Source organism: Streptomyces sp. NPDC093111, assembly GCF_040683955.1.
Taxonomy (GTDB): domain Bacteria; phylum Actinomycetota; class Actinomycetes; order Streptomycetales; family Streptomycetaceae; genus Streptomyces.
In genome coordinates, this window is sequence record NZ_JBFBNW010000009.1 from 107,352 (window position 1) to 128,853 (window position 21,502).

Genomic DNA, 21,502 nt, shown 5'->3' on the forward strand with positions numbered 1-21,502 from the left:
CTCAGCCCGAAGGCCGGCCCGTGGCCGTCAGCTCGGCCAGGCTGGTCCACGGACCGCGGTTCCCCGCCTCCGACAGCGCCCTCAGGCGCAGATAGCGGCCGGACTTCGCGGTGAACGTCACCCGGGTGGCCGCCGCGGTGTCCGGGAAGGTTCCGGTGGCCACCGGGGTGCCCCAGGAGGTCGTGCTGTCGGACACGTACACCTCGTAGGAGCCGATGCGGCCGTTGACTCCCCCGTCCTGCCGGGGCAGCTGGGTGACGGAGTCGACGTCGTAGCGGGCGCCGAGGTCGATCTGGATCTCGTGCGGGAGTGCCGTGGCGCCGTTGGACCACTTGGTGTGCCACTGGGTGGACGGCTTGCCGTCGATGGCGTTGGCGGCGGCGCCGTTCTCCGAGGCGGTCTCCTGGCTGTCGGCGTAGCGGACGCTCCAGCCGGTCTGGCTGATCGGGCTGCTCGGAGCCGTACCGCCGACGGCGGTCCCGGCCGGGACGGTCAGGCCGGTGGCCGTGACGGTGAAGGCGGCACCGGTGCTGCCCGTCTTCACCCACAGGGTGCCCGAACGGTCGGCGGCGTCGTAGAACCAGCCGGTGGCGGCGGCGTTGTAGGCGGCCCTGCTCGCCTGCGCCGGCAGGGTGGTGGTGCCGACCTTGACGGTGCCCGGCGCGCTCGCGCTGCGGAGGGTGAACTCGTAGCCGCGGGCGGCCGGCTTGCCCGTGTACGAGCCGGTGCTCGCGCCCACCGAGACGGTCACGTCGCCGGTGCCGGACGCGGGCGCGGTGACGTCGACGCGTTGCCGCGCGGAGGCGCCGGTCTTGTAGGCGCGGGTGACCCCGTCGTCCTCGTAGAGGGTGAAGGAGGAGGTGCCGCGCGGCTGGATGTCGTACGTGAGGGTGGAGACGGGCTTCTCGCCCGTGTAGTTCATCTGCGGCCACATCGGCACGATCGCGCCGGCCTTCACGAAGAGCGGCAGCGTGTCGAGCGGGGCGGAGTAGCCGTCGAGCCAGCCGGGTCCGTTGTAGACCTTCCCGGTCCAGTAGTCGGTCCAGCTTCCGGCCGGCAGGTAGATGCCGTCACGGGTGGTGGTGTCGGTGACGACGGGGGCGACGAGGAGGGAGTCGCCCGCCATGAACTGCCCGCTGGTCTGGTTCCCGCGCGCCACCGGGTCGTTCGGGTACTCCAGCACCATGGCCCGCGTGGACGGGACGCCGGTGTCGGTGGCGTTGCGGCTCATGGTGTACAGGTACGGCATCAGGCGCATCTTCAGTTGCAGGTACTTGCGGTTGATCGACAGGTAGGGCTCGGCGAAGCGCCAGGGCTGCTTGTCCTCGTACCCCGCGGAGGGGTTGACGGGACCCCACCCGGACATCGTCATGAACGCCGGGGTGAGGGCCTTCCACTGCAGGTCGCGCACGTACGTCTTCGGGCTGCCGCCGAAGATGCCGTCGATGTCGCCGCTCGCGTAGTTCAGGCCGGACAGCCCCGCGCCCGCGATGGCGGGCACGTGCCAGCGCATGGCGTCCCAGGTGCCGGAGGTGTCGCCGGTCCACACGACGGCGTTGCGCTGGGTGCCGGCCCAGCCGTCGACGGTCCATACGAAACGGCGGGCGTCGGAGTTGGACTCGATGCCGTCCACGGCCTGCTGCACGCCCTTGAAGGCGGTCTTGTAGCCGCCCCCGATCCACGCGACGTCCGTCTTCACGGCCCGCGAGCCGGCCGTGCCCACCTCCCAGCCGATGCCGGAGAGACCGGTGGAGGTCCACAGGCCGGTCTGGAACCCCTTGGCCTTCAGCTGCGTGACCGTCTCGGGGAGGCTGGTGTAGCCGCAGCCGTAGCCGTCGTTGGGGAGGAACCAGCCGGAGGGCATGTCCGCGGCGCGGGCGTCCGTCGCGTACCCGACGACGTCCGGGGTCGTCTGGTGCCGGAGCCGGTCGTGGGCGCCCTGGTAGTCGGGGTTCGAGGCGTTGAAGCAGTCGGCGTTGCCGAGTTCGAGGCCCCAGACCGGGGCGAGGAACGGCTTGCCGGTGACGTCGGTGTACCCGTTCAGGACGTCCTTGAGGGAGCCGCCGGCGAAGTACCAGGCGTCGAAGCGGTTCTCGTTGTGGCGCAGGGAGGTCGGCGCGGTGAAGGAGTACGAGCCCGGGGACCAGGTGTTGCGCATGACGCCGTAGCCGTTGGTGGACATGTAGAACGGCGCGGGGCTGGCGTTGGTGTTCTCGCTCCACTGGTTGGAGACGGCCACGGGCACGGTCTTGTCCCGCAGGGCCCACTCGCCGAGCCGCAGCCCGGTGCCGTAGAACTGCTCGTCGGCGGCCCGGGTGAGGTACTGGGTGGTCTGGGACCCGGTCCAGTTGGTCGGCTGCGCCTCCGACCACAGCAGCGTGGTGTCGTCCGCCCGGTACAGGGCGAAGGTCAGCGGGGACTTGTTGATCCGCAGGCTGACGGCGGAGGTGCCGACCCGGTAGTACGAGCCGGCGTCGGTCAGGGTCGCGCCCACCGCGCCGAAGGCGGTGTCGACGGCGAGGTCGGCGCCGGCCGGGTCGTCGGTGAAGGCCCCGTTGGGCGAGAGCCAGATCCGGAATATGTCCGCCCGCGCCATCACGATCCGGGCGGCGGCGCCGCTGGACGTGGCGACCGTGAACGTGTCACCGGACCTGGTGACACCGGTGGCGTTCCCGGCGGTGGCGGCCTGCGCGGACGGTGCCGGAAGGACGACGGACAGGAGGGCGGCGACGATCACGGCGGCGAGCGCCAGGGCGGTGCGTCTGACGCCCGGTCGCGGGCGTGGCGGGGCGGGCAGGGTTGCGGCTGTCATGCGGCTGGTTCTCCTCACGAGGTCTGCGGCGCCGAGGACGCCGGGCAGTGGTCGTTGGAGCTCCCCCGCGCGTGGGGGCGTGAGACATGGCAGCAGCGAGGCATGGATGACGTCAAGTGCTCAAACAGGCTTGGTTACGCGCAAGTTCAATCATTCGAGGGGAGAGGAGGGGGCGGGTGGAGTGGCGAGGGGCGGGCCGGACGAGCGCGTGTGCTCGTCCGGCCCGCCCCGATGGGCGTCCGCGGCGTGGCGGACCCGACTCCGTCGGATCAGGCCCTACGGGCGCGTGAGGTGCAGGCGCCGTAGCCCTGGTCGGTGTGGCCCTGGTCGCCGTAGCCCTCGTCCCCGTAACCGGTGGGCTCGCAGGGGGTGTTCTCCCGGCTGTTGTCCAGGCGCGCGATCACAGCCGTGTGGTCGGCGCTGACGACGTAGGGGCCCGAGACCGGGTCGGCGGGCAGGACGTAGCCGTTCGGGACGCCGGTCTCGCGGAGGTAGTACGTACCCAGCTCCAGGTGGTCGAAGGAGCACAGACCGCCCGCGTTCGTGGTGCAGGCCGTGCCGACGCGGGTGTCCGGGTCGGGGCCGGTGGCCTGGAGACCGTCGCGCCCGTTGGTCTCCTCCCACAGCTCGAACGTGGCCCCGCGCAGCGGCGCCTTCGTGTCGGCGTCGGTCTTGAAGAGCGTGAGGCTCCCCTTGTCCTGCGGGATCACGGTCTTCTTGTTGGGCGCGGTGACGGAGACTCCGGCGCTCGCGTTCTCCTTCGTGAGGACGAGCGGGCCGAAGACCGCGGGCGACGGCAGGTCGTAGCCGTCAGGGGCGTCCGTCTCCTGCCAGTAGTACGTGCCCGTCTCCACCGTGCGTGCACACACGCCCACCGCGTCCGTCACGCACTCCGCCCCCACCTGGGTGTCGGGCGTCGCACCGCCCGTCTGCAGACCGGTGACACCGTTCGTCTCCTGCCACAGCCGGAACGTCGCCCCGGGCAGCACCGCACCCGTCGCCGCGTCCGTCTTCACCACCTTCACCTCGCCCTTCACCGGCGGCGGGGTGGTGCCGCAGTCGGGCAGGTCGCCGTTGAAGGGGTAGGCGTGGAACTCCTGGCCGCCGCCGCCCGTGGCGGAGCTGGTGTGGGTGACCGATCCGGTGGTGAAGAAGCGGCCGTTGATGCCGGGCAGGGTCACGGTCGTCATCGAGGACTGCTCGCCCATGAGGAAGCTGCCCTGGAACTGTCCGGTGCCGTTCAGGCCGATGGTGCTCGCGTCGGGGAAGTTCCACAGCAGCCGCTCGCGGTAGGCGTTGAGCGGGTCGGTGGCGTCGACGAGTGCGCCGCTGTACGTGTTGATGGTGCGGTTCGCGCCGAGGAGGTTGACCAGGATCGTGGCCCCGGCGGGAATGCCGGCGAAGACGACGCCCTGCTGGCCACCGTTGGAGGAGGCCAGGTCGAAGTCCACGTTGAAGACCTGGAGCGCGGAGGTGCCGTCGCCGGTGAAGAGGGTCTGGAAGTTCTGGTTGACGGCCGTGCCGGTGGCCGGACGGGGCTGTCCGTCGACCCGGGCGTAGCAGCGGCTCGCCGTGGTGAGCTGGTCGCGGAGGCCCGTGTACGGCGCGGCGGCGTTCGCGTCCTGGACGAGGGTCCCGGTGACGTTCCCGGTGACCGTGCCCGCGTGGCGTACGGTCCCCGTCTCGGTGAGCAGGCCGCCCGTCGTCTCCAGGCGCTGGCCCGAGGCGATGGTGACGTCACCGCCGGTGGTGAGGAAGTCCGCGTCCTTGGGCGGGACGACCCGGGAGCCGACACCGACGATGCCCAGGTTGTACAGGCCGCCGGCGGTCGCCTCCTTGTTCTGGTCGAAGTCGTCGAGGACCACGACACGGCCCTCCGCCTCGGCCGCTCGGCCGCGCACGAGGTAGTCGTTCCCCACGAAGATGTTGATGCCGGCGTCACGGCCCGCGATGGCCCCGTTCCCGACCTCGGGGAACGGATCGGGGCAGCTGCCCGGGACGCACGGGCCGAGCCCGCCGGGAAGGGGCGCGGCGACCGCGGCCTGGCTGCCCGGGCCCAGGAGAAGGGCCGGGACGGCGGCGAGAGTGACGGCGCAGGAGAGTCCGGCCGACAAGGCCCTCCTCGGTGGGCGCGAGGAGCGCCGCACGGTGTGATGTCTCATGTCCGGAGTCTTGGTCGGCGGGTCCCGGACCACCATCCGGGCGGATCGAGGTTGGGCCGCTCAGGGCGCGCGCTCACCGAGGGGCGTGAAGTGTGGCCGCCGAAAGGAGTACGGGGAGGGGGCGAGGACGCAGAAGGTGCGGAGGGCGCAGAGGGTGGAGAGGCCGGGGCGAGATCGCGGGCGGCGTCGAAACGGCGGAGAAAAATAGTCCGCTCGGCACCGATGAGTCGAGACCGGACCGGACGTCTACCCCTATGACTGGCACACCACCGAGGAGAACACCATGGCCGAGACCGACACCCGCACCCTGCAGACCGTCGGCGCGACCCTCCACTACGACGTCCGCCCCGGCACCGGACCGGACCCGCGGCCCCTGCTGCTGATCGGCTCCCCCATGGACGCCACCGGCTTCACCACCCTCGCCTCGCACTTCGGCGACCGCACCGTCGTGACGTACGACCCGCGCGGAGCCGGCCGCAGCGAGCGGACCGACGGCGCCCCGGAAAACCTCCCCGAGGAGCACGCCGACGACCTGGCCCGGCTCATCGAGGTGCTCGACGCCGGCCCCGTCGACGTCTTCGCCAGCAGCGGCGGTGCCGTCAACGCCCTGGCGCTCGTCGCCGCCCGCCCCGACCTGGTCCACACCCTCGTCGCGCACGAGCCGCCGAGCGCCCCCGTCCTCCCGGACCACGAGGCCGCCCTGGCGCTCTGCGCGGACATCCACAGCACCTACCTGCGGGAGGGCTTGGGCATGGCGATGGCCAAGTTCATCGCGCTGGTCAGCCGGACGGGACCGATCCCGGCGACCTGGGCCGAGGAGCCCGCGCCCTCCCCCGCCGCCTTCGGCCTGCCCACCGAGGACGACGGCACCCGCGACGACCCGCTGCTCGGCCAGAACATGCGCGCCTGCACCTCGTACGTCCCCGACTTCGCCGCCCTGCGGGCCGCGTCGACCCGGATCGTCATCGCCGCGGGCAAGGAGTCCGAGGGCACCTTCTGCGCGCGGACCGCCGCGGGCGTCGCCGAAGGCATCGGCACTCCGCTCGCCGTCTACCCGAGCAACCACGGCGGCTTCCTCGGCGGCGAGTACGGACAGCATGGCGCCCCGGCGGAGTTCGCGGAGGCACTGCGCGCCTCGCTCGCGGACGCCTGAGGGGGGCGGGGGCCTGCCCTGCCCTGTCCGGGCCTGCTCTGCCCGGGCAGGGCAGGGCCGATTCCGGCGGGTCACTCGTAACGCAGGCGCAGCGACTCCCTTTCGTCCTGTTCGACCTGCTCGACCGTCAGTTCCGGCAGGTCGAGCTGGGCCAGGGTCACCTCGGCGCTGGTCGGCTGCGCGTCGGCGGACAGCCACTTCTCCGGCTGCCACGCATGGGCCCGCATCAGCGACTTGGGGCAGTGCGGGTAGGCCGCTTCGATGTGGACGACCAGCGCGGTGACGGGCGGCTTGCCGACGGGTGTGAGCTGTGCGAGCAGTTCAGGGTCGGCGGAGACGCAGGCGCGGCCGTTGACGCGGAGGGTGGTCGGGCGGCCGGGGGTGAGGAACAGCAGGCCGACGCGTCCGGTCTGGAGCACGTTGTGCAGGGTGTCGAGGCGCTTGTTGCCGGTGGCGTCGGGTATCGCGAGGGTCCGTTCGTCGAGGACGGAGACGAATCCGGCCGGGCCGCCGCGCGGCGTCACGTCCGCTCTGCCGTCGGCGTCGGCGCTGCCGACGAGGACGAGGGAGGAGCAGCCGATCAGCGCGCGGGTCTGTTCGGTGAGGTGGTCGATCTCCTTGCGGAGGGCGTTCGGGTTCGGCTGTGCGTACCGTTCGCGCAGTTGGTCCGGGCTGGTCAGGGCGTCCGCGCGGAGGGCGTCGAAGAGCCGGTTGGGTGTCCCCGTGTCGATCGTCATGGGGACGACCCTAGAAGACGCCCGCGGGCGGGACGGTGGTGGTCGCCTCGGAGCGTCGTGAGGGCGGGCCCCGTGTGCGCGGGAGGCACCCTCCGGGCCCGCTACGGCGCCGCACACGTCATGATGGCAACCGGAAGCACGGATCTTGCCGACCGCGCCGTCATGGCTCATGGCGCCTCGATAAGGAGCATGTCGTGGAGCAGCACTTCGACCTGGTCGTCATCGGCTCGGGTTCCGGGAACTCGATAGTCGACGAGCGATTCGCCGACTGGAAGGTCGCGTTCGTCGAGAAGGGCGTCGGCCCGCTCGACAGTTACGGCGGCACCTGCCTGAACGTCGGCTGCATTCCGACGAAGATGTTCGTGCACACCGCCGACATCGCCCGCGCTCCCGAACACGGCGCGTCCCTCGGTGTCGACCTCGCCCTGCGGGGTGTGGACTGGCCGGCCGTGCGCGACCGGGTCTTCGGCCGTATCGACTCGATCGCGTCGGGCGGCGAGCGTTACCGGGCGACCGGGAGCGACAATGTCACCCTTTACCGGGGTACGGCCCGTTTCACCGGCGAGCGGCGCCTGATCGTCGCGACGGCCGGCGGGCCCGTCACGCTCACCGCGGACCGGATCGTCGTCGCCACGGGCAGCCGCCCGGTCGTACCCGACGTCCCCGGCCTCGACGAGACGCTCGGCTTCCACACCAGCGACAGCATCATGCGCCTGCAGCGGCTGCCCCGCCGCATGACCGTCCTCGGCTCCGGGTTCGTCGCCACCGAACTCGCCCACGTCTTCTCCTCCCTGGGCGTCGACGTCACCCTGATCGCCCGTGGCGACCTGCTGCTGCGGCACGAGGACACCGACGTCGCCCGCCGCTTCACCGAGCTCGCCCAGGGCCGGTGGGACGTACGCCTCAACCGCAAGCTGCTGCGCGCCGAGCGGGCCGCGGACGGAACGCTGCGCCTCGAACTGGAGGGTCCCGAGGGCGCGGAGAGCGTCGAGACCGACGAGCTGCTCGTGGCGATCGGCCGGCGCCCCAACTCCGATCTCGTGGACGCCGCGGCGGGCGGCCTCGCCCTCCACCCCGACGGACGGATCGCCGTGGACGGACGCCAGGCCACCTCGGTGCCCGGTGTGTGGGCGCTCGGCGACGTGTCCTCGCCCTGGCAGCTCAAGCACGTCGCCAACCACGAGGCCCGGACCGTCCAGCACAACCTGCTCCACCCGGACGCCCCACGCGCCTCCGACCACCGCTACGTCCCGCACGCCGTGTTCTCCGAGCCGAGAGTCGCCTCAGTGGGCCTGACCGAGCAGGAGGCACGGGCGGCCGGCCGCGCGTACGTGACGGCGACGCGTGAGTACGGCGGCACCGCCTACGGCTGGGCGATGGAGGACACCACCAGCTTCACCAAGATCCTCGCCGACCCCGCCACCGGCGAACTACTCGGCGCTCACATCATCGGCCCCGAGGCCCCGACCCTGATCCAGCCACTCGTCCAGGCGATGTCCTTCGGCCTCGACGCCCGCGCGATGGCCACCGGCCAGTACTGGATCCACCCGGCCATGCCCGAAGTCATCGAGAACACCCTCCTCGACCTTCCCCTCGACGACCCGCTCGGCAGCCCTCTCGACTGACCGGGATCAGTTCGGCCGGATCTCCGGGCGGTACAGGTCCAGCCACAGGGCCAGGTCCAGTGTGCGCTCCAGGCCGCGCCGCTCCGCCTGCGTACTGACCGGGGCGTCGCGGTGGAGCAGCCGGCGCAGGCGGTCGGGGTCGACGAGTTCGAAGACCGGGTGTGCGGGGCGCGCCAGGAGGTCCTTGACCTGGTCCTGGAGGGCGGCGGCGTACCGGGGGTCCTGCGTGGAGGGGTACGGGCTCTTGACCCTGTCGTAGACGGACCTGGGCAGCAGGTCGGCGGTCGCCTCGCGCAGCAGGCTCTTCTCCCTGCCGTCGAACGACTTCAGCGACCAGGGGGTGTTGTAGACGTACTCGACGAGCCGGTGGTCGCAGAACGGTACGCGGACCTCCAGGCCGACGGCCATGCTCGCGCGGTCCTTGCGGTCGAGGAGGGCGCGGACGAAGCGGGTGAGGTGGAGGTGGGAGATGCGGCGCATCCGGTGTTCGAGGTCGCTCTCGCCGTCGAGGCCGCTGATGCCGGCGACCGCGGTGCGGTAGTTGTCGGCGACGTAGCCGCCCAGGTCGAGGGTGCCGAGGAGTTCGGGGCGGAGGACCTCCGAGTCGTCGCCGAAGTGGCGGCCGAAGCGCACCAGCCAGGGGAAGGTGGTGCCGCGGCGTGCCTCTTCGTCGAAGAACTGCTGGTAGCCGCCGAAGACCTCGTCGGCGGACTCCCCGGACAAGGCGACCGTGGACTGCTCCCGGATGGCCCGGAAGAGCAGGTACAGGGAGGCGTCCATGTCGCCGAACCCGGTGGGCAGGTCGCGCGCCCGGATCATGCTCGCGCGGACCGCGGGGTCGGCCAGGGCCTGGGGGTCGAGCACGATGTCCTGGTGTTCCGTGTGGGCGGCGCGGGCCACGTCGTGCACGAACGGGGTGTCGGGTGTGCCGCGCAGTTCGTCGGCGACGAAGTTGTCCGTCCGGCCGACGAAGTCGACGGCGAAGCTGCGGACCTTCTCGCCGTGCGCGCCGAGTTGGCGGGCCGCCAGCGCGGTCATGGCGGAGGAGTCGAGGCCGCCGGAGAGGAGCGTGCAGCGGGGCACGTCGGCGACGAGCTGTCGGCGCACGATGTCGTCGAGAAGGGAGCGGACGGTGGCGATCGTGGTGTCGCGGTCATCGGTGTGCGGGCGGGTCTCCAGCGCCCAGTAGACCTGCCGGTGCACGCCCGTCCGGTCGACGGTGACGACGGTGCCGGGTTCGACTTCCGCCATGCCGTCCCAGATCGCGTGGCCGGGTGTCTTGATCATGGTGAAGAGTTCCCGCATGCCGTCCGCGGTGACGCGGGCGGTGGCCTGCGGGTTGGCGAGGATCGCCTTGGGCTCGGAGCCGAACAGGACCCCGTCGGGCGTCGGGTAGTAGTAGAGCGGCTTGACTCCCATCCGGTCCCTGATCATCAGGAGCCGGTCGTGTCGCGCGTCCCAGACGGCGAACGCGTACATCCCGTTGAGCCGTTCGGCGATCCGTTCACCCCATTCGAGGTAGCCGCGCAGGACCACCTCGGTGTCGGACCGGGTCGTGAAGCGGTGTCCCCGGCCGCTCAGTTCGCTGCGGAGTTCGGTGAAGTTGTACGCCTCCCCCGAATAGACGAGGCAGACGCTGCCCTGCGGGGTGTCGACGGTCATCGGCTGACGGCCGCCGGGGAGGTCGATGATGGCCAGCCTGCGGTGGCCGAGGGCCGCGGGGCCCTGGATCCAGGTGTCGTGGGCGTCGGGGCCCCGACATGCCATCGTCTCCGTCATCGCGTCCAACGTGGCGGGCTGGGTGCCCAGGTCGCGGTCGAAGGAGATCCAGCCGGTGATGCCGCACATAGGGTGCCTCCTGCTCCGGGTGTGCCCGGGCCGCCGGCCGAGCGGTCTCGCGCACCCGGCGGACGGCCCCCACACAAACAAGTTGTAGCTGCCATGCATGCGGAGTGTGCGCCGCCCCGCGAACGACGGTCAACACTCGCGTCGGAGCCCGGAGTCCCCCAACCCGACGCATTTCAGCCCCACTTGACGTGCGCGATACTCACGGACGCCGGTATCCGTGGTGCGGCTCGCATGGAATCCGCCACGGGTAAAGCCTTCGCCAGTTCGGTGGCGGGCACCGGCCGCGGCCCGCGATGGCGTGGCCGGCTCGACGGGGCACAGAGCAGGACGCGCGCGGGCGCGACCGCTTGCCTGCGGTCGCGCCCGCGCGCGCTTACGCGTCCTTACGCGTGCTTCAGTTCCGGCGCAGTACGGCGCCCATCGCCCCGGCTTCCGGGGCGTGCGGATTGCTGTACGCCGCGTCGGCCAGCAGATGCGCCCGCAGTTCCTCGCGAGCCGCGGCGATGGCCTCCTTGTCGGCAAGCCGCTCCACGGCCAGACAGCTCAACGGTGAGGCCGTGCGTAGCTGCTCCTTGGAGAGGGCGCAGCCGGCCTGGACCAGGGCCGCGTGGCGGTCGTGTGCGAACAGGTCGCGGAATCGGTCGTCGGTGCTCAGCGGGTCGAGGAGTCGGTCGATGACGGCGGCCGGAAGGTGCAGTTTCTCGTTGCCCGGTGTGTGAGTCTGCAAATGGTGAAAACCGTAGTCGCCCCGCCTGCTCGGGCGGCTGAGTCCTGGCGTGGCAGACGGGCCGACTCGCTGGACGCCGAGGAGGCGGCCCTGGTGGCCGAGTTGGTCGACAGCGGCCTGGTGATCGCCGATGACGAACGCCAGTCCGCCCACCGCGAGCGCGACGACGTGCTGCGCGCCGCTCATTGGTGGCCGCCCGCGGCGATGACGCACCGGCTCGCACGGTGGGAGGGTCTCGACAGTGTCAGCAGTATGGAAGCCAACGAGATGACCACCGCCGCCGATCTGCGGCGCAAGCTGGGCCCGCCGCCCGCGCACGTACGCGAGCGCAGCGACGCGGCGGACCGGGTGCCGTTGCTGCGCGTCGAAGGCAACGAGTTCGACGCCCTGCTGGCGCGGCGGGCAACCTGCCGCAACTTCGACGGCGGGCGGGCGTCGCCACTGGCCTTGTGCTCGCGGGTACTGCAACGCGTGTTCGCCGCGCATTCCCAGGTGCGCGTCGACGACGACACCGTACTGGTTCTCCGACGCGCCCGTGCTCGCCGTCCTGGCCCCGCGGTACGCGCGCAGCCTCTGGAAGTACCGTCGGCACGCCAAGGCCTACCGCGCCCTCGTCCTCGACAGCGGGCACTTGTCCCAGACCCTGTACCCGAGCGCGACCGAACTCGGTCTCGGCGCCTTCGTGACCTCGGCGATCAACGAGATCGACATCGAGCGCGGCTTCGGTCTGGACCCGCTGGCCGAGGGCCCGCTGGCGGTCTGCGGCTTCGGCTGGCGCGCGCGGGAGATGACCACCAGCGAGTTCGATCCGGGCGGGGAGGTCTGGCTGCGCAGGCCGGACGGGGCCGACGAGTCCTGAGTCACGGCCGCGTCAGGCCGCGAGGAGGAGTCAGGGAGCGGGGACGGGTCCGCCGGGGCGGAAGCGTTCCACCCCGACGATGTGGCGCACCTTGACCGGCCGTACGATCACGGCGACCCGCTGCTCCCCCGGCATGATCCACGGGTAGCGGTCGACGCCCAGGTACTTGTGGGTCATCCGGTCCATCCGGTCGTGCGCCTCCTCGCCCTCGATGAAGCGGGCCACCACGCCGCTGATCTGCACCCGGTCGTACGGGTCCGCGGCGTCCGCGTGGGAGAGGTAGACCCGGGGGTCGTTGCGGAGGTTCTCCTCCTTCACCCGGCCCACCGACGTGTTGAACGTCAGCTCCGCGTCGCCCTCCAGGTCCACCCACATCGGGCTGACCTGGGGTGCTCCGTCGGTGCACACCGTGCCGACGTACCAGATGTTGGGGGCGGTGAGCCGGGCGCTGACGGCTGAGTCGAAAGTCGCGGTCATGGCCCGAGGGTAGCGACGACGACGGTCGGGCGGGACGGTTCCGGCGACGGTGGCCCAGCGCCGAGCGGTGCCGGGCAGCGCTGGCGGTGCCGGATGTGCTCGTACTCACCGGTCACTCGCGATTGAAAGTGCGCGGAGACTGTGTTCTCCTGCGGACCCGAACCGACGTGTCATCGCCCGACCACCCGCGCAGGAAGGATCGTTGACCGATGGTCACCCCAGAGCCTCGCGACGTCCCCGATGTCCTCACGCCGGCGAAGCTCGGCCCGCTGACCCTGCGCAACCGGATCGTCAAGGCGGCCACGTTCGAAGGCGCCACTCCGGACGGACTGGTCACCGACCGGTTGATCGAGTACCACCGCGGTCCCGCCGCCGGCGGGGTGGGCATGACGACCGTCGCCTACCTGGCGGTGGCCCCGGAGGGCCGCACCGAGCGGCGCCAGATCTGGATGCGACCAGAAGCCGTACCGGGGCTGCGCCGGCTGACGGACGCCGTGCACGCCGAGGGAGCCGCGGTGTCGGCGCAGATCGGCCACGCAGGGCCGGTCGCGAACGCCGCTTCCAACCGAAGCCCGGCGCTCGCCCCGACGCGCCGGTTCAGCCCGCTCGGCATGCGGACCACCCGGGCGGCCACCGAGGCGGACATCGCGCGGATCGTCCGGGCGCACGGTGAGGCCGCCCGGCTCGCGCTCGCCTCCGGCTTCGACGCCGTGGAGATCCATCTGGGGCACAACTACTTCGCGAGCGCGTTCCTCAGCCCCCGGCTGAACCGGCGCCGGGACCGGTACGGCGGCAGCCTCGCCAACCGGGCCACGGTCGCGCGGGAAGCCGCCCGCGCCGTGCGCGACGCCGTCGGCGACCGCATCGCCGTCACCGCGAAGCTGAACATGGACGACGGCGTCCCCGGTGGCATCTGGCTCGACGAGAGCCTGCGGCTCGCCCGCTGGCTCCAGGACGACGGCACGGTCGACGCCCTGGAGCTCACCGCCGGCAGCTCCCTGCTCAACCCGATGTATCTCTTCCGCGGCGGCGCGCCCCTCCGCGACTTCGCGGCGACCTTCCCTCAGCCGCAGCGCCTCGGCGTCCTGGCGCTGGGGGGCCGCTTCCTGATCGAGTACCCGTACCAGGAGGCGTACCTGCTCGACTCGGCCCGCCAGTTCCGCGCCGCGCTGGACCTCCCGCTGGTCCTGCTCGGCGGCATCTCCGACCTCGCCACCGCGCAGCGCGCCATGGCCGAGGGCTTCGACTTCGTGGCGATGGGACGCGCCCTGCTCCGCGAGCCCGACCTGATCAACCGCTACCGGGACGGAACGAGCAGCACGTCCCTGTGCGTCCACTGCAACCGCTGCATGCCGACGATCTACACCGGCACCCGCTGCGTCCTCGTCGACACGGAGCCCCCGGCCCGGCGTTGACCCGCCACGATCGCAGCGGCCGCAGGGGGCCACACGATCACACGGGGCGCAGGGGCCCGGCATTGCGTAGCCGCGTGCCCGCTCCTGCCTACCGGGTGCGGGTGACGACCAGGACGCGCGGGCTGATTCCGATGGCTGCCGTCACCTGGTTCGTGACCGGAACGGAGCCGACGGAGAGGCCGACGCCGGTGCCGCCGGACGTGACAGCCGAGTAGATGGCGGGGCCTCCGTTGCCGATCGAGACCTGGTAGCGGTGTTCGGGGTGGGGGTCGTAGCCGTTGGCCCAAGCGCCGCCGGCGGTGATGTGGACGGCGACCCATTCGCCTTCGTACCACCGGGTGCCGGGCCCGTTGTGGGTCATCCTGCAGTCGATGTCTCCGGCGTACCACTGGGCGGAGGGGCAGCTGATGTTCGTCTGCGCGGCTTCCGCGGGGCCGGCCGTCGCCGTCAGTGCCGCCAAGGAGAGAGCCGTCGTGCCGAGCAGGGCATACGGGCGTCGGATCGGATTCATGTGAGTCCTTCGCGAAGTCGGAGCGGTGGGCGGATCAGTTGGCGGCGGAGACGTGGAACCAGTCGCCGGGCAGGACGCGCTCGTCCCGGTAGAACGTGGCGAGGCGTTCCCCTCCCTTCTGGTTGTGGCTCCTGGGGATGTTGCAGCGCGCCCAGCCGTCCGATCCGATGTACGTGGTGACGACGGGCGTGTTGGGCCAGGTGTCCGTCAGCGGGCAGTTGCCCGGGGGGAAGGTGCGCGGGGCGAAGGGTGTGCCGCTGGTCGAGGCGCCCTGCTGCGTGGAGCGGAACGGGTACTCGTCGCACTCGTAGTCGGTGGGCCTGGGGTAGGAGGCGCCGGACGGGCACGCGCGGTCGCCGTTGGCCTTGGACTGCGAAGGGTCGTGGAGCCTCTGCAGGTGACTCGGCAGACCGGTGTAGATGGCCCAACCGACGTTGAGGGCGTTCCAACCGATCTCAGGGTCGTTGTAGTGCAGGGACAGCCACGGGTCGAAGCCCTCGAAGACGCAGCCGGGTGTGGTGTTGTTGCCGGGCAGCGCGTGGTCGCAGCGCAGCGGGAGCGCCGTTGCCTCGGCTTCGATGTCGGCGACCTCGCCCGGAACGGAGAAGTCGAGGCTGAGGCTCCCTGTGGCGTCGCCGCGGTCGCCGCGGTTGACGAGGGTGGATCTCACTCCCATCTCCTTGGTGATGATGACGTCCTTGACCACGGGATGGACCGTGCTGGTGGCCACCGTCGTGCAGTTGCCGCAGGAGGGGGTGAAGCGAAGATTCATCCCGGCGAAGCCTGTTCCCTCGAACTTCCATGGAGTGATCGAGAGTTGGTACACGGAGTCGATCCCGCCGCGGTTGTAGACGTACCTGACGTCGTGGTACTCCATGCTGCCCAGCCACGTTCCTCGGGTGTCGAAGATGTTCATCTTCGCGATGTCGACCAGGCAGGCGTCCCGGCGCATGAACCACCACTGGCCGTCCATGTGCTCCGGCTCGGCGCACCACGACGGCAAGGGCTGGGGGGTGAGCTGCGCCGCCGGCGCGGCGGTTTCCTTCCCGGTCCGTATCGCTGCCATCGTGCGACGCAAGGCGGCCTTGCTCTCCGCGTCCGGCCGCCGGCCGGACGTGTGGCACACGACGAATCGCTGTCCTAGGGTCCGCGCCTTCTTCAGCAGTGTGTCGGACGGTCGGCAGCTGTCGGTGGTGGCGGGCCCGGACACGGACGACGGCCGGAGAGGGGGCCCCGGCGTGGGCGGCGGCGTGGCGGCCGGGGGCGGGGCCAGGACCGTCAGCGCGGTCTGCCGTACGGGGTTCGGTTGGGAAGTAGGCGTCTCCTGGGCCTGCGCGACGGCCGGGGAGAGGGTCAGGAGCGTCGCCACGACGCCTATGAGAACGGCTCTTCGTCTGTGCACGGGGATCCTCCCGGATACGGGGATGCGTCGGTGTGCGAGTTGCGCGGGGGCACGCTGAAGCCGGCTCGGGTCGGGGAGCGTGCGTGGACCGGGATCGGCCAGCTCGGAGGCAACGCCGCAGGGGGACGGCGCGAGCCGACTCGGGCTCGGCGTTGGGGGCGGCGGTCAGGCCGACCCGTGAACCGGGACGGCAGTCCGCGGCCGTGCGGGACAGCGTCGGCTCCGATCCCGGAATGGGACAGCGTCGGCTCCGCCCCGGAAGAGCACGGACCCGACGGAGGCTTCGGTCAGAGGGAGGCTTCGGTCAGACGGAGGCTTCGGTCAGACGGCCTTCCGGCCCGAGCGGCCCTTGTCGTCCTCGCGGACGCGGATCGGCGTCACGTCGGCCAGGTACCCGTTCTCGGAGCCGTACGCGTCGTGGGCACCGATGGCGATGGCCGCGATCCGCCCCGCAAGGGGCTGCTTCGTTGTCATGCCCTGAACGCTAGTGGCGGCGGATCGCCCGTCGTCATACCGCTTCGCGTCGTCTGAGAAGGCCGCTGGAACAGGTCGTTCGCCGGTCGGGCACCGGATGCACACCGGTCGCGTCCGACCGCGTTCGAACCGCTACGCCGGTCATCAGTGACGATGCCGCCGGCCCTCTGTCCAGCGCCGAGGTGCCGCTGCACCCGATTCGGCCGGATCCGGCGCGGCGCGCGCCGTTCCGCGCGGCGTGAACCGGGCGCCAGGCCCCCGGCCGCGCGGTCAGCGGCGTCGTGGTTCCCAGCCCAGCACGTCGCGGGCCTTGGTCTGGCTCCAGAGTCCCTCTTGATCGGTGCCGGCGATGTGGAAGACGTCGAAGCCGTCGCGGTGGTCGAGGGCGGCCAGCACGGCTCGTGCCAGGTCGTCGGCGGCCAGGCCGTGGACCTTCGCACCGTCCGCGGCATGGGTCCTGGGTGGCCGGCCGGGCAGCGCCCACGCGGGCCACGCCTGGTTGGTCGTCGGCCAGGCCAGGCGCAGCACGGTCACCGACAGGTCCCACTGGACGGTGGCGGCGTGGCAGACCTGTTCGGCCAGGCGCTTCGTCAGGCCGTACAGGTCGGTGGCGTCCGGCGGCACCGACTCGTCGAGGCGGCGTGTGGTGAGGTCGCGGTAGACGGAGAGGCTGGACAGGTGCACGACGTGGCGAACGCCGGCCCGGTGGGCGGCGGCCAGGGCGAGGTGGACGGAAGTCACGTTGGTGTCGAAGGCCCTTGCCGCGTCGGACAGCTGGTCACCCGTGGGGTTGGTGAGAGCGGTGTGCAGGACGACGTCGATGCCGTCCATGGCAGCCGTCAGCGCGGCCGGGTCCGTGGAGGAACCGGTGAGGTGGGTGTGGGCGCCGGTGCTGGGGCGCGGGTCGAGCACGGTGACCTCGTGCCGCGCGGTGAGGGCAGGAAGGAACAGCCCGGCGACGTAGCCGCTGCCTCCGATCACCAGGACCCGCATGCGGCCACGCTAACAGGGCGCCGCAAGCCCCCTGCGGGCGCCTTGGGTTTCGGCGGGGGCCGCGTGACGACGGCAGGGCGGGCGGGAGGACGCCCGCGCCGGCGCGTAGGCCGGGCACGGGGCGGTCACTCGACGCGCTTCGATCACGGCGTAAGCGTGCGCGCCTTGGCGGTGATGGCGTCGACGAGACGCGTCAGGCCCTTCGGGTGGTGCTGGAGGAACAGGTTCGGCTCGATCAGTTCCAGTTCCATGACGACGGGCCTTCGTGCCTCGTCCAGTACCAGGTCCACCCTGGCGAACAGCGGGGTGTCCGGTGACGGGACGGCCGCCAGCGCGGCCCGCGCCACCGCGATCTCGTCGTCCGTCGGCTGGTACGGGGTGACGTCGGGGTGCGGCGCTCGCTCGTTGTCCAGCACTCCGGACTCGGTCAGTACGGGGCCCTTGCGGATCGCGTGGCTGAACGTGCCGGAGATGAAGACCAGCGCGCGTTCCCCCTCCTCCACGAGCCGCAGGTACGGCTGGACCATCACGGCCCGGTCCTGGTCCAGGAGCATGCGGACGTGCCGCTCCGCGTCGGCGCGCTGGTCGGGCTCGTACCGTGCCGTGTCCAGTGCCCCGGCGGAGACCACGGGCTTGACCACCACCGCGCCCGCGCCCAGGAGGGCCTTCGCGTCGAAGGACGAGCCCGGTTCGACGAAGCGGGTGGGGACGACGGCCACCCCCCGCTCGGCCAGGTCCGCCAGATAGCGCTTGTCGCTGCTCCAGCGCACCATAGGGGCCGGGTTCCACAGGCTGGTGAGGCGGGCGGTTCCGTCGGCCCAGGTCAGGTACGCGTCGACGCGTTCGGCGTAGTCCCAGGTCGAGCGGATGACGGCCAGGTCGAAGCTGTGCCACCGCACATCCGGTGCGTCCCAGGGCACCGCGGTGGCTGACACCCCGTTGGCCCGCAACCCGTCCAGGATCAGCTGAAGATCGGCGTCCCACGTCATGCCGGCCTCGCTGGTCACGATCGCCACCCTGCTCATGCCCCTGCCCACGCGACACTCCTGTCGTCACTCGTCCCACTGCTGCTGCGCGATGTCCATTGTCATACCGCAGCGCGGCAGGGGCCGCCTCGACGCTCGTGCGCGTCGGGGCGGCCCCTGTCACCTGTGGCGTCAGAAGCGCCGGAATCGCAGCGTGCGGAGTTCGAACGGGCGGAGCTCGACCGGTACGGCCCCGGCCACCGGCCGCGGGGTCGTGGCCTCCAGGGGGCGTTCCAGGAGGTCCGTCTCCACCACGTCGAGTGCGTCGAAGGCCGGCGTCAGGGTGGCGTTCGCGCGGGCGCCCTGGGCTTCGTGGAAGCGCACCACCACGTCGCCGGTGCCGTCGTCGGCCAGTTTCAGCGCCGTGACGACCACCGTGTCCTCGTCGACGGTCAGCAGCGGGGTCACCTCGGCGGCGCCGGTCCGTTCACGGGTCGGGAGGTTGATGCGGTAGCCCTCGCGGACCGCGTCCTCGATCGTCGCGCCGGGCACCAGGGCGTGCCGGAAGCGGTGGACGCCCTGGTCGGTCTCCGGGTCGGGGAAGCGGGGGGCCCGGAGGAGCGAGGCGCGCAGGGTCGTGGTCGTGCCGGCGTCGTCCTCGCGTACGTCGCGGGTCACGTCGTGGCCGTACGTCGAGTCGGTGACGAGGGCGACGCCCCAGCCCGGTTCCTCCATGTGCACGAAGCGGTGGTTGCACGCCTCGAACTTGGCCGCCTCCCACGAGGTGTTGGTGTGGGTGGGGCGGTAGAAGTGTCCGAACTGGGTCTCGGACGCGTACCGTTCGGCGTGGATGTCCAGGGGGAAGGACAGCTTCAGGAACTTCTCCGTCTCGTGCCAGTCGACCTCGGTGAAGATGTCGAGGCGGGACGAGCCCGGCTGGAGGGACAGCACCTGCACGACGGTCGACGCACCGAAGGAGCGGGTGACGCGGAGCGCCGCCGTGCCGTCCTTCGTCGCCTCCGGGTCCGGGCCGACCTCGTCGGCGTCCGTCAGGTCGGTGACCGTGTTGCGGTAGAAGGCGTCCACGTCCCAGGCGTCCCACATGTTGGGGAAGTCGGGGTGCATCTGGAGGAGGTTCGCGGGCGTGCCGGGCGGCACCGTCTCCCGGTCGGCCCGGAGGTCGTAGGCCGAGACGACCAGGCCCCGGGCGTCGACGGTGATGCGCAGCAGCCCGTTGTCGAGGACGTACGCGCCGTCGCCGGCCTCGGCGAGGTGGGCGGTCTCGGCCGGGGTGGCGGTGGCCGCTCCGCCCGCCGGCACGCCCTGCCAGGAGTGCGGGGTCGCGTTGAAGTGCAGCGGCGTCTCGCCGTCGCCCGCGAGGGCGGCCTGGGCGGCTTCGATGATCGCGGTCAGCTCGGCCGCGACCCGGCGGTAGGTGGCCTCGGCCTCCCGGTGCACCCAGGCGATCGAGGAGCCCGGCAGGATGTCGTGGAACTGGTGCAGCAGCACCGTCTTCCAGATGCGGTCCAACTCCTGGTACGGGTAGGGGAATCCGGCCCGCACCGCTGCCGTCGCGGCCCACAGCTCGGCCTCCCTGAGCAGGTGCTCGCTGCGCCGGTTGCCCTGCTTCGTGCCGGCCTGGCTGGTCAGGGTCGCCCGGTGCAGTTCCAGGTAGAGCTCGCCCGTCCACACCGGCGGGTTCGGGTACTCGGCCTGCGCCTTCTCGAAGAAGTCCGCCGGCGTCTCCCACGTCACCCGGGGCGAGCCCTCCAGGTCCCGCAGGCGGGCCGCCTTGGCCACCATCTCGCGGGTCGTGCCGCCGCCGCCGTCGCCCCAGCCGGTGGGGGCGAGCGAGTGCCGGGCGACGCCCTTGTCCTTGAAGTTCTTCGCCGCGTGCGCGATCTCGCTGCCCTTCATCGCGCAGTTGTACGTGTCGACGGGCGGGAAGTGCGTGAAGATCCTGGTGCCGTCGATGCCCTCCCACTGGAAGGTGTGGTGCGGGAACTTGTTCACCTGCGACCACGAGATCTTCTGCGTCAGCAGCCACTTGGCCCCCGCGGCCTTGATGATCTGCGGAAGCCCGGCCGCGAAGCCGAAGGTGTCCGGCAGCCACGCCTCGTCGTTCTCCACCCCGAACTCGTCGATGAAGAAGCGCTTGCCGTGCACGAACTGACGGGCCATCGCCTCCGAGCCGGGCATGTTCGTGTCGGCCTCGACCCACATGCCGCCGGTCGGCACGAACCGGCCGTCCTCGACCGCCGCGACGACCTTCGCCCACACCTCGGGCCGGTGCTCCTTGATCCACGCCCACTGCTGGGCCTGCGACATGGCGAACACGAAGTCCGGCTCCTCCTCCAGGAGCGCCGTCATGTTCGACGTCGTCCTCGCCACCTTGCGCACCGTCTCGCGCAGCGGCCACAGCCACGCCGAGTCGATGTGCGCGTGCCCGACGGCCGAGACGCGGTGCGCGGAGGGCTCGGCCGGCGAGGACAGCACCCCTTCGAGGAGCTCCCGGGCCCGGGCCGCCGTGCCGCCCACGTCCTGGAGGTCGACCGCGTCCAGGGCGCGGTCGACGGCTCGTACGATCTCGTAGCGGCGCGCCGCGTCCACGGGGAGCTCGGCCATGAGCTCTCCGAGCACCTCCAGGTCCATCACCAGCTGCCACACGGTCTCGTCGAAGACCGCGAGGTCCATGCGCGCCAGCCGGTACAGCGGGTCGCGGTGCGAGGTCTCGATGTCGCCGAGCCGGGTGGGCAGGAAGGGGTGGTAGTCCAGGAGCACCGGGTTGGACGCGGCCTCGACGCGGTACTCGACCTCCTCGCCGCCCTGCGCGGGGGCCGCGACCCGGACCCAGTGGTTGCGGGGGTTGAGCCCCTTCACCGGCGTGCCGTCGGGCCGGTAGACCAGGCCCTCGCACTGGAAGCCGGTCATGTTCTCGTCGAATCCGAGGTCGAGGATCGCCTCGACCGTCCGCCCCGCCCACTCGGCCGGCACGGTGCCGGTCACCGTGAACCAGCTGGTCCCCCACGGCTTGCCCCAGGGGTCGCCCACCGCGGTGGGCCTGGGCTCCGCGGCCAGTCCTTCGGCCACGGGGACGGGCTCGCCCGGGGCTTCCCAGACGCCGATCCGCATGGGCACCGATACGGGGTGGACGGCGGGTCGGATGCGTTCGTCCAGGACGCGCTTGAGGCGGGCCTCGACGAGTCCGCGGTCGTCATGCATGGGGGTCTCCTTCGGGGCGGTGAGAGTGGGGGTGAGGGTGAGGGCGGGGGTGGGGGTGAGGGTCGGTGCGACAGCAGGGGCCGCGGGGAGCAGTCGGGAGGCGGGGTGGGGCGTACGTGC

General features: G+C 71.7%; 16 protein-coding genes. 4 read left to right on the plus strand and 12 right to left on the minus strand.

The genetic code is table 11. The features are described from left to right. Window position 1 precedes the first annotated feature (1 nt). Entirely contained in the window at window positions 2-2,812 is a 2,811-nt protein-coding gene (locus AB0Q96_RS17400) for a TIM-barrel domain-containing protein (protein ID WP_365326247.1), read from the minus strand. Between the two features lie 269 nt (window positions 2,813-3,081). Then, window positions 3,082-4,974, minus strand: a complete 1,893-nt coding sequence (locus tag AB0Q96_RS17405; RefSeq protein ID WP_365326249.1) for a choice-of-anchor A family protein — start codon at window positions 4,972-4,974, stop codon at window positions 3,082-3,084. A gap of 283 nt (window positions 4,975-5,257) precedes the next feature. Between AB0Q96_RS17405 and AB0Q96_RS17410 the strand changes: the two genes are divergently transcribed. Then, entirely contained in the window at window positions 5,258-6,127 is an 870-nt protein-coding gene (locus tag AB0Q96_RS17410; protein WP_365326251.1) for an alpha/beta hydrolase, read from the plus strand. 71 nt (window positions 6,128-6,198) lie between these two features. Here the strand turns inward: AB0Q96_RS17410 and AB0Q96_RS17415 are convergent, their stop codons facing one another. After that, a complete protein-coding gene (locus tag AB0Q96_RS17415) occupies window positions 6,199-6,864 on the minus strand; it encodes an MSMEG_1061 family FMN-dependent PPOX-type flavoprotein (RefSeq protein ID WP_365326253.1) in 666 nt (221 codons plus the stop codon). Window positions 6,865-7,058: 194 nt separating this feature from the next. Here AB0Q96_RS17415 and AB0Q96_RS17420 point away from each other — a divergent pair, with 194 nt between their 5' ends. Continuing rightward, window positions 7,059-8,489: a mycothione reductase gene (locus AB0Q96_RS17420; protein ID WP_365326255.1), complete on the plus strand. Its 1,431-nt coding sequence runs from the start codon at window positions 7,059-7,061 to the stop codon at window positions 8,487-8,489. A gap of 6 nt (window positions 8,490-8,495) precedes the next feature. Here AB0Q96_RS17420 and asnB read toward each other — a convergent pair whose 3' ends face one another. Both asnB and AB0Q96_RS17430 read right to left on the minus strand, forming a co-directional pair. Next, window positions 8,496-10,337, minus strand: coding sequence for an asparagine synthase (glutamine-hydrolyzing) (gene asnB / locus AB0Q96_RS17425; RefSeq protein WP_365326257.1), 1,842 nt, complete (start codon window positions 10,335-10,337; stop codon window positions 8,496-8,498). A gap of 394 nt (window positions 10,338-10,731) precedes the next feature. Further along, entirely contained in the window at window positions 10,732-11,550 is an 819-nt protein-coding gene (locus tag AB0Q96_RS17430; RefSeq protein ID WP_365326259.1) for an NHLP-related RiPP peptide, read from the minus strand. On the opposite strand from AB0Q96_RS17430, the gene AB0Q96_RS17435 reads away from it, so the two are divergent. Further along, window positions 11,549-11,923, plus strand: a complete 375-nt coding sequence (locus tag AB0Q96_RS17435) for a nitroreductase family protein (RefSeq protein ID WP_365326687.1) — start codon at window positions 11,549-11,551, stop codon at window positions 11,921-11,923. The genes AB0Q96_RS17430 and AB0Q96_RS17435 overlap by 2 nt on opposite strands. 30 nt (window positions 11,924-11,953) lie before the next feature. Here the strand turns inward: AB0Q96_RS17435 and AB0Q96_RS17440 are convergent, their stop codons facing one another. Beyond that, window positions 11,954-12,400, minus strand: coding sequence for a TIGR03618 family F420-dependent PPOX class oxidoreductase (locus tag AB0Q96_RS17440; protein WP_365326261.1), 447 nt, complete (start codon window positions 12,398-12,400; stop codon window positions 11,954-11,956). 209 nt (window positions 12,401-12,609) lie between these two features. Between AB0Q96_RS17440 and AB0Q96_RS17445 the strand changes: the two genes are divergently transcribed. Next, window positions 12,610-13,815, plus strand: a complete 1,206-nt coding sequence (locus AB0Q96_RS17445) for an NADH:flavin oxidoreductase (protein WP_365326263.1) — start codon at window positions 12,610-12,612, stop codon at window positions 13,813-13,815. A gap of 88 nt (window positions 13,816-13,903) precedes the next feature. On the opposite strand, the gene AB0Q96_RS17450 is transcribed toward AB0Q96_RS17445, so the two are convergent. From AB0Q96_RS17450 to AB0Q96_RS17475, 6 genes are all read right to left on the minus strand, one after another. Beyond that, complete coding sequence (locus tag AB0Q96_RS17450; protein ID WP_365326265.1) at window positions 13,904-14,326, minus strand: hypothetical protein; 423 nt, start codon at window positions 14,324-14,326, stop codon at window positions 13,904-13,906. 34 nt (window positions 14,327-14,360) lie between these two features. Beyond that, window positions 14,361-15,392, minus strand: a complete 1,032-nt coding sequence (locus AB0Q96_RS17455) for a hypothetical protein (protein ID WP_365326266.1) — start codon at window positions 15,390-15,392, stop codon at window positions 14,361-14,363. A 657-nt stretch (window positions 15,393-16,049) separates the two neighbouring features. Further along, window positions 16,050-16,202: a hypothetical protein gene (locus AB0Q96_RS17460; RefSeq protein WP_365326268.1), complete on the minus strand. Its 153-nt coding sequence runs from the start codon at window positions 16,200-16,202 to the stop codon at window positions 16,050-16,052. Between the two features lie 270 nt (window positions 16,203-16,472). Further along, complete coding sequence (locus tag AB0Q96_RS17465) at window positions 16,473-17,195, minus strand: NAD(P)-dependent oxidoreductase (protein WP_365326270.1); 723 nt, start codon at window positions 17,193-17,195, stop codon at window positions 16,473-16,475. A gap of 143 nt (window positions 17,196-17,338) precedes the next feature. Further along, window positions 17,339-18,232: a hypothetical protein gene (locus tag AB0Q96_RS17470; RefSeq protein ID WP_365326271.1), complete on the minus strand. Its 894-nt coding sequence runs from the start codon at window positions 18,230-18,232 to the stop codon at window positions 17,339-17,341. Between the two features lie 120 nt (window positions 18,233-18,352). After that, entirely contained in the window at window positions 18,353-21,382 is a 3,030-nt protein-coding gene (locus AB0Q96_RS17475) for a glycoside hydrolase family 38 C-terminal domain-containing protein (protein ID WP_365326272.1), read from the minus strand. Window positions 21,383-21,502 lie beyond the last annotated feature (120 nt).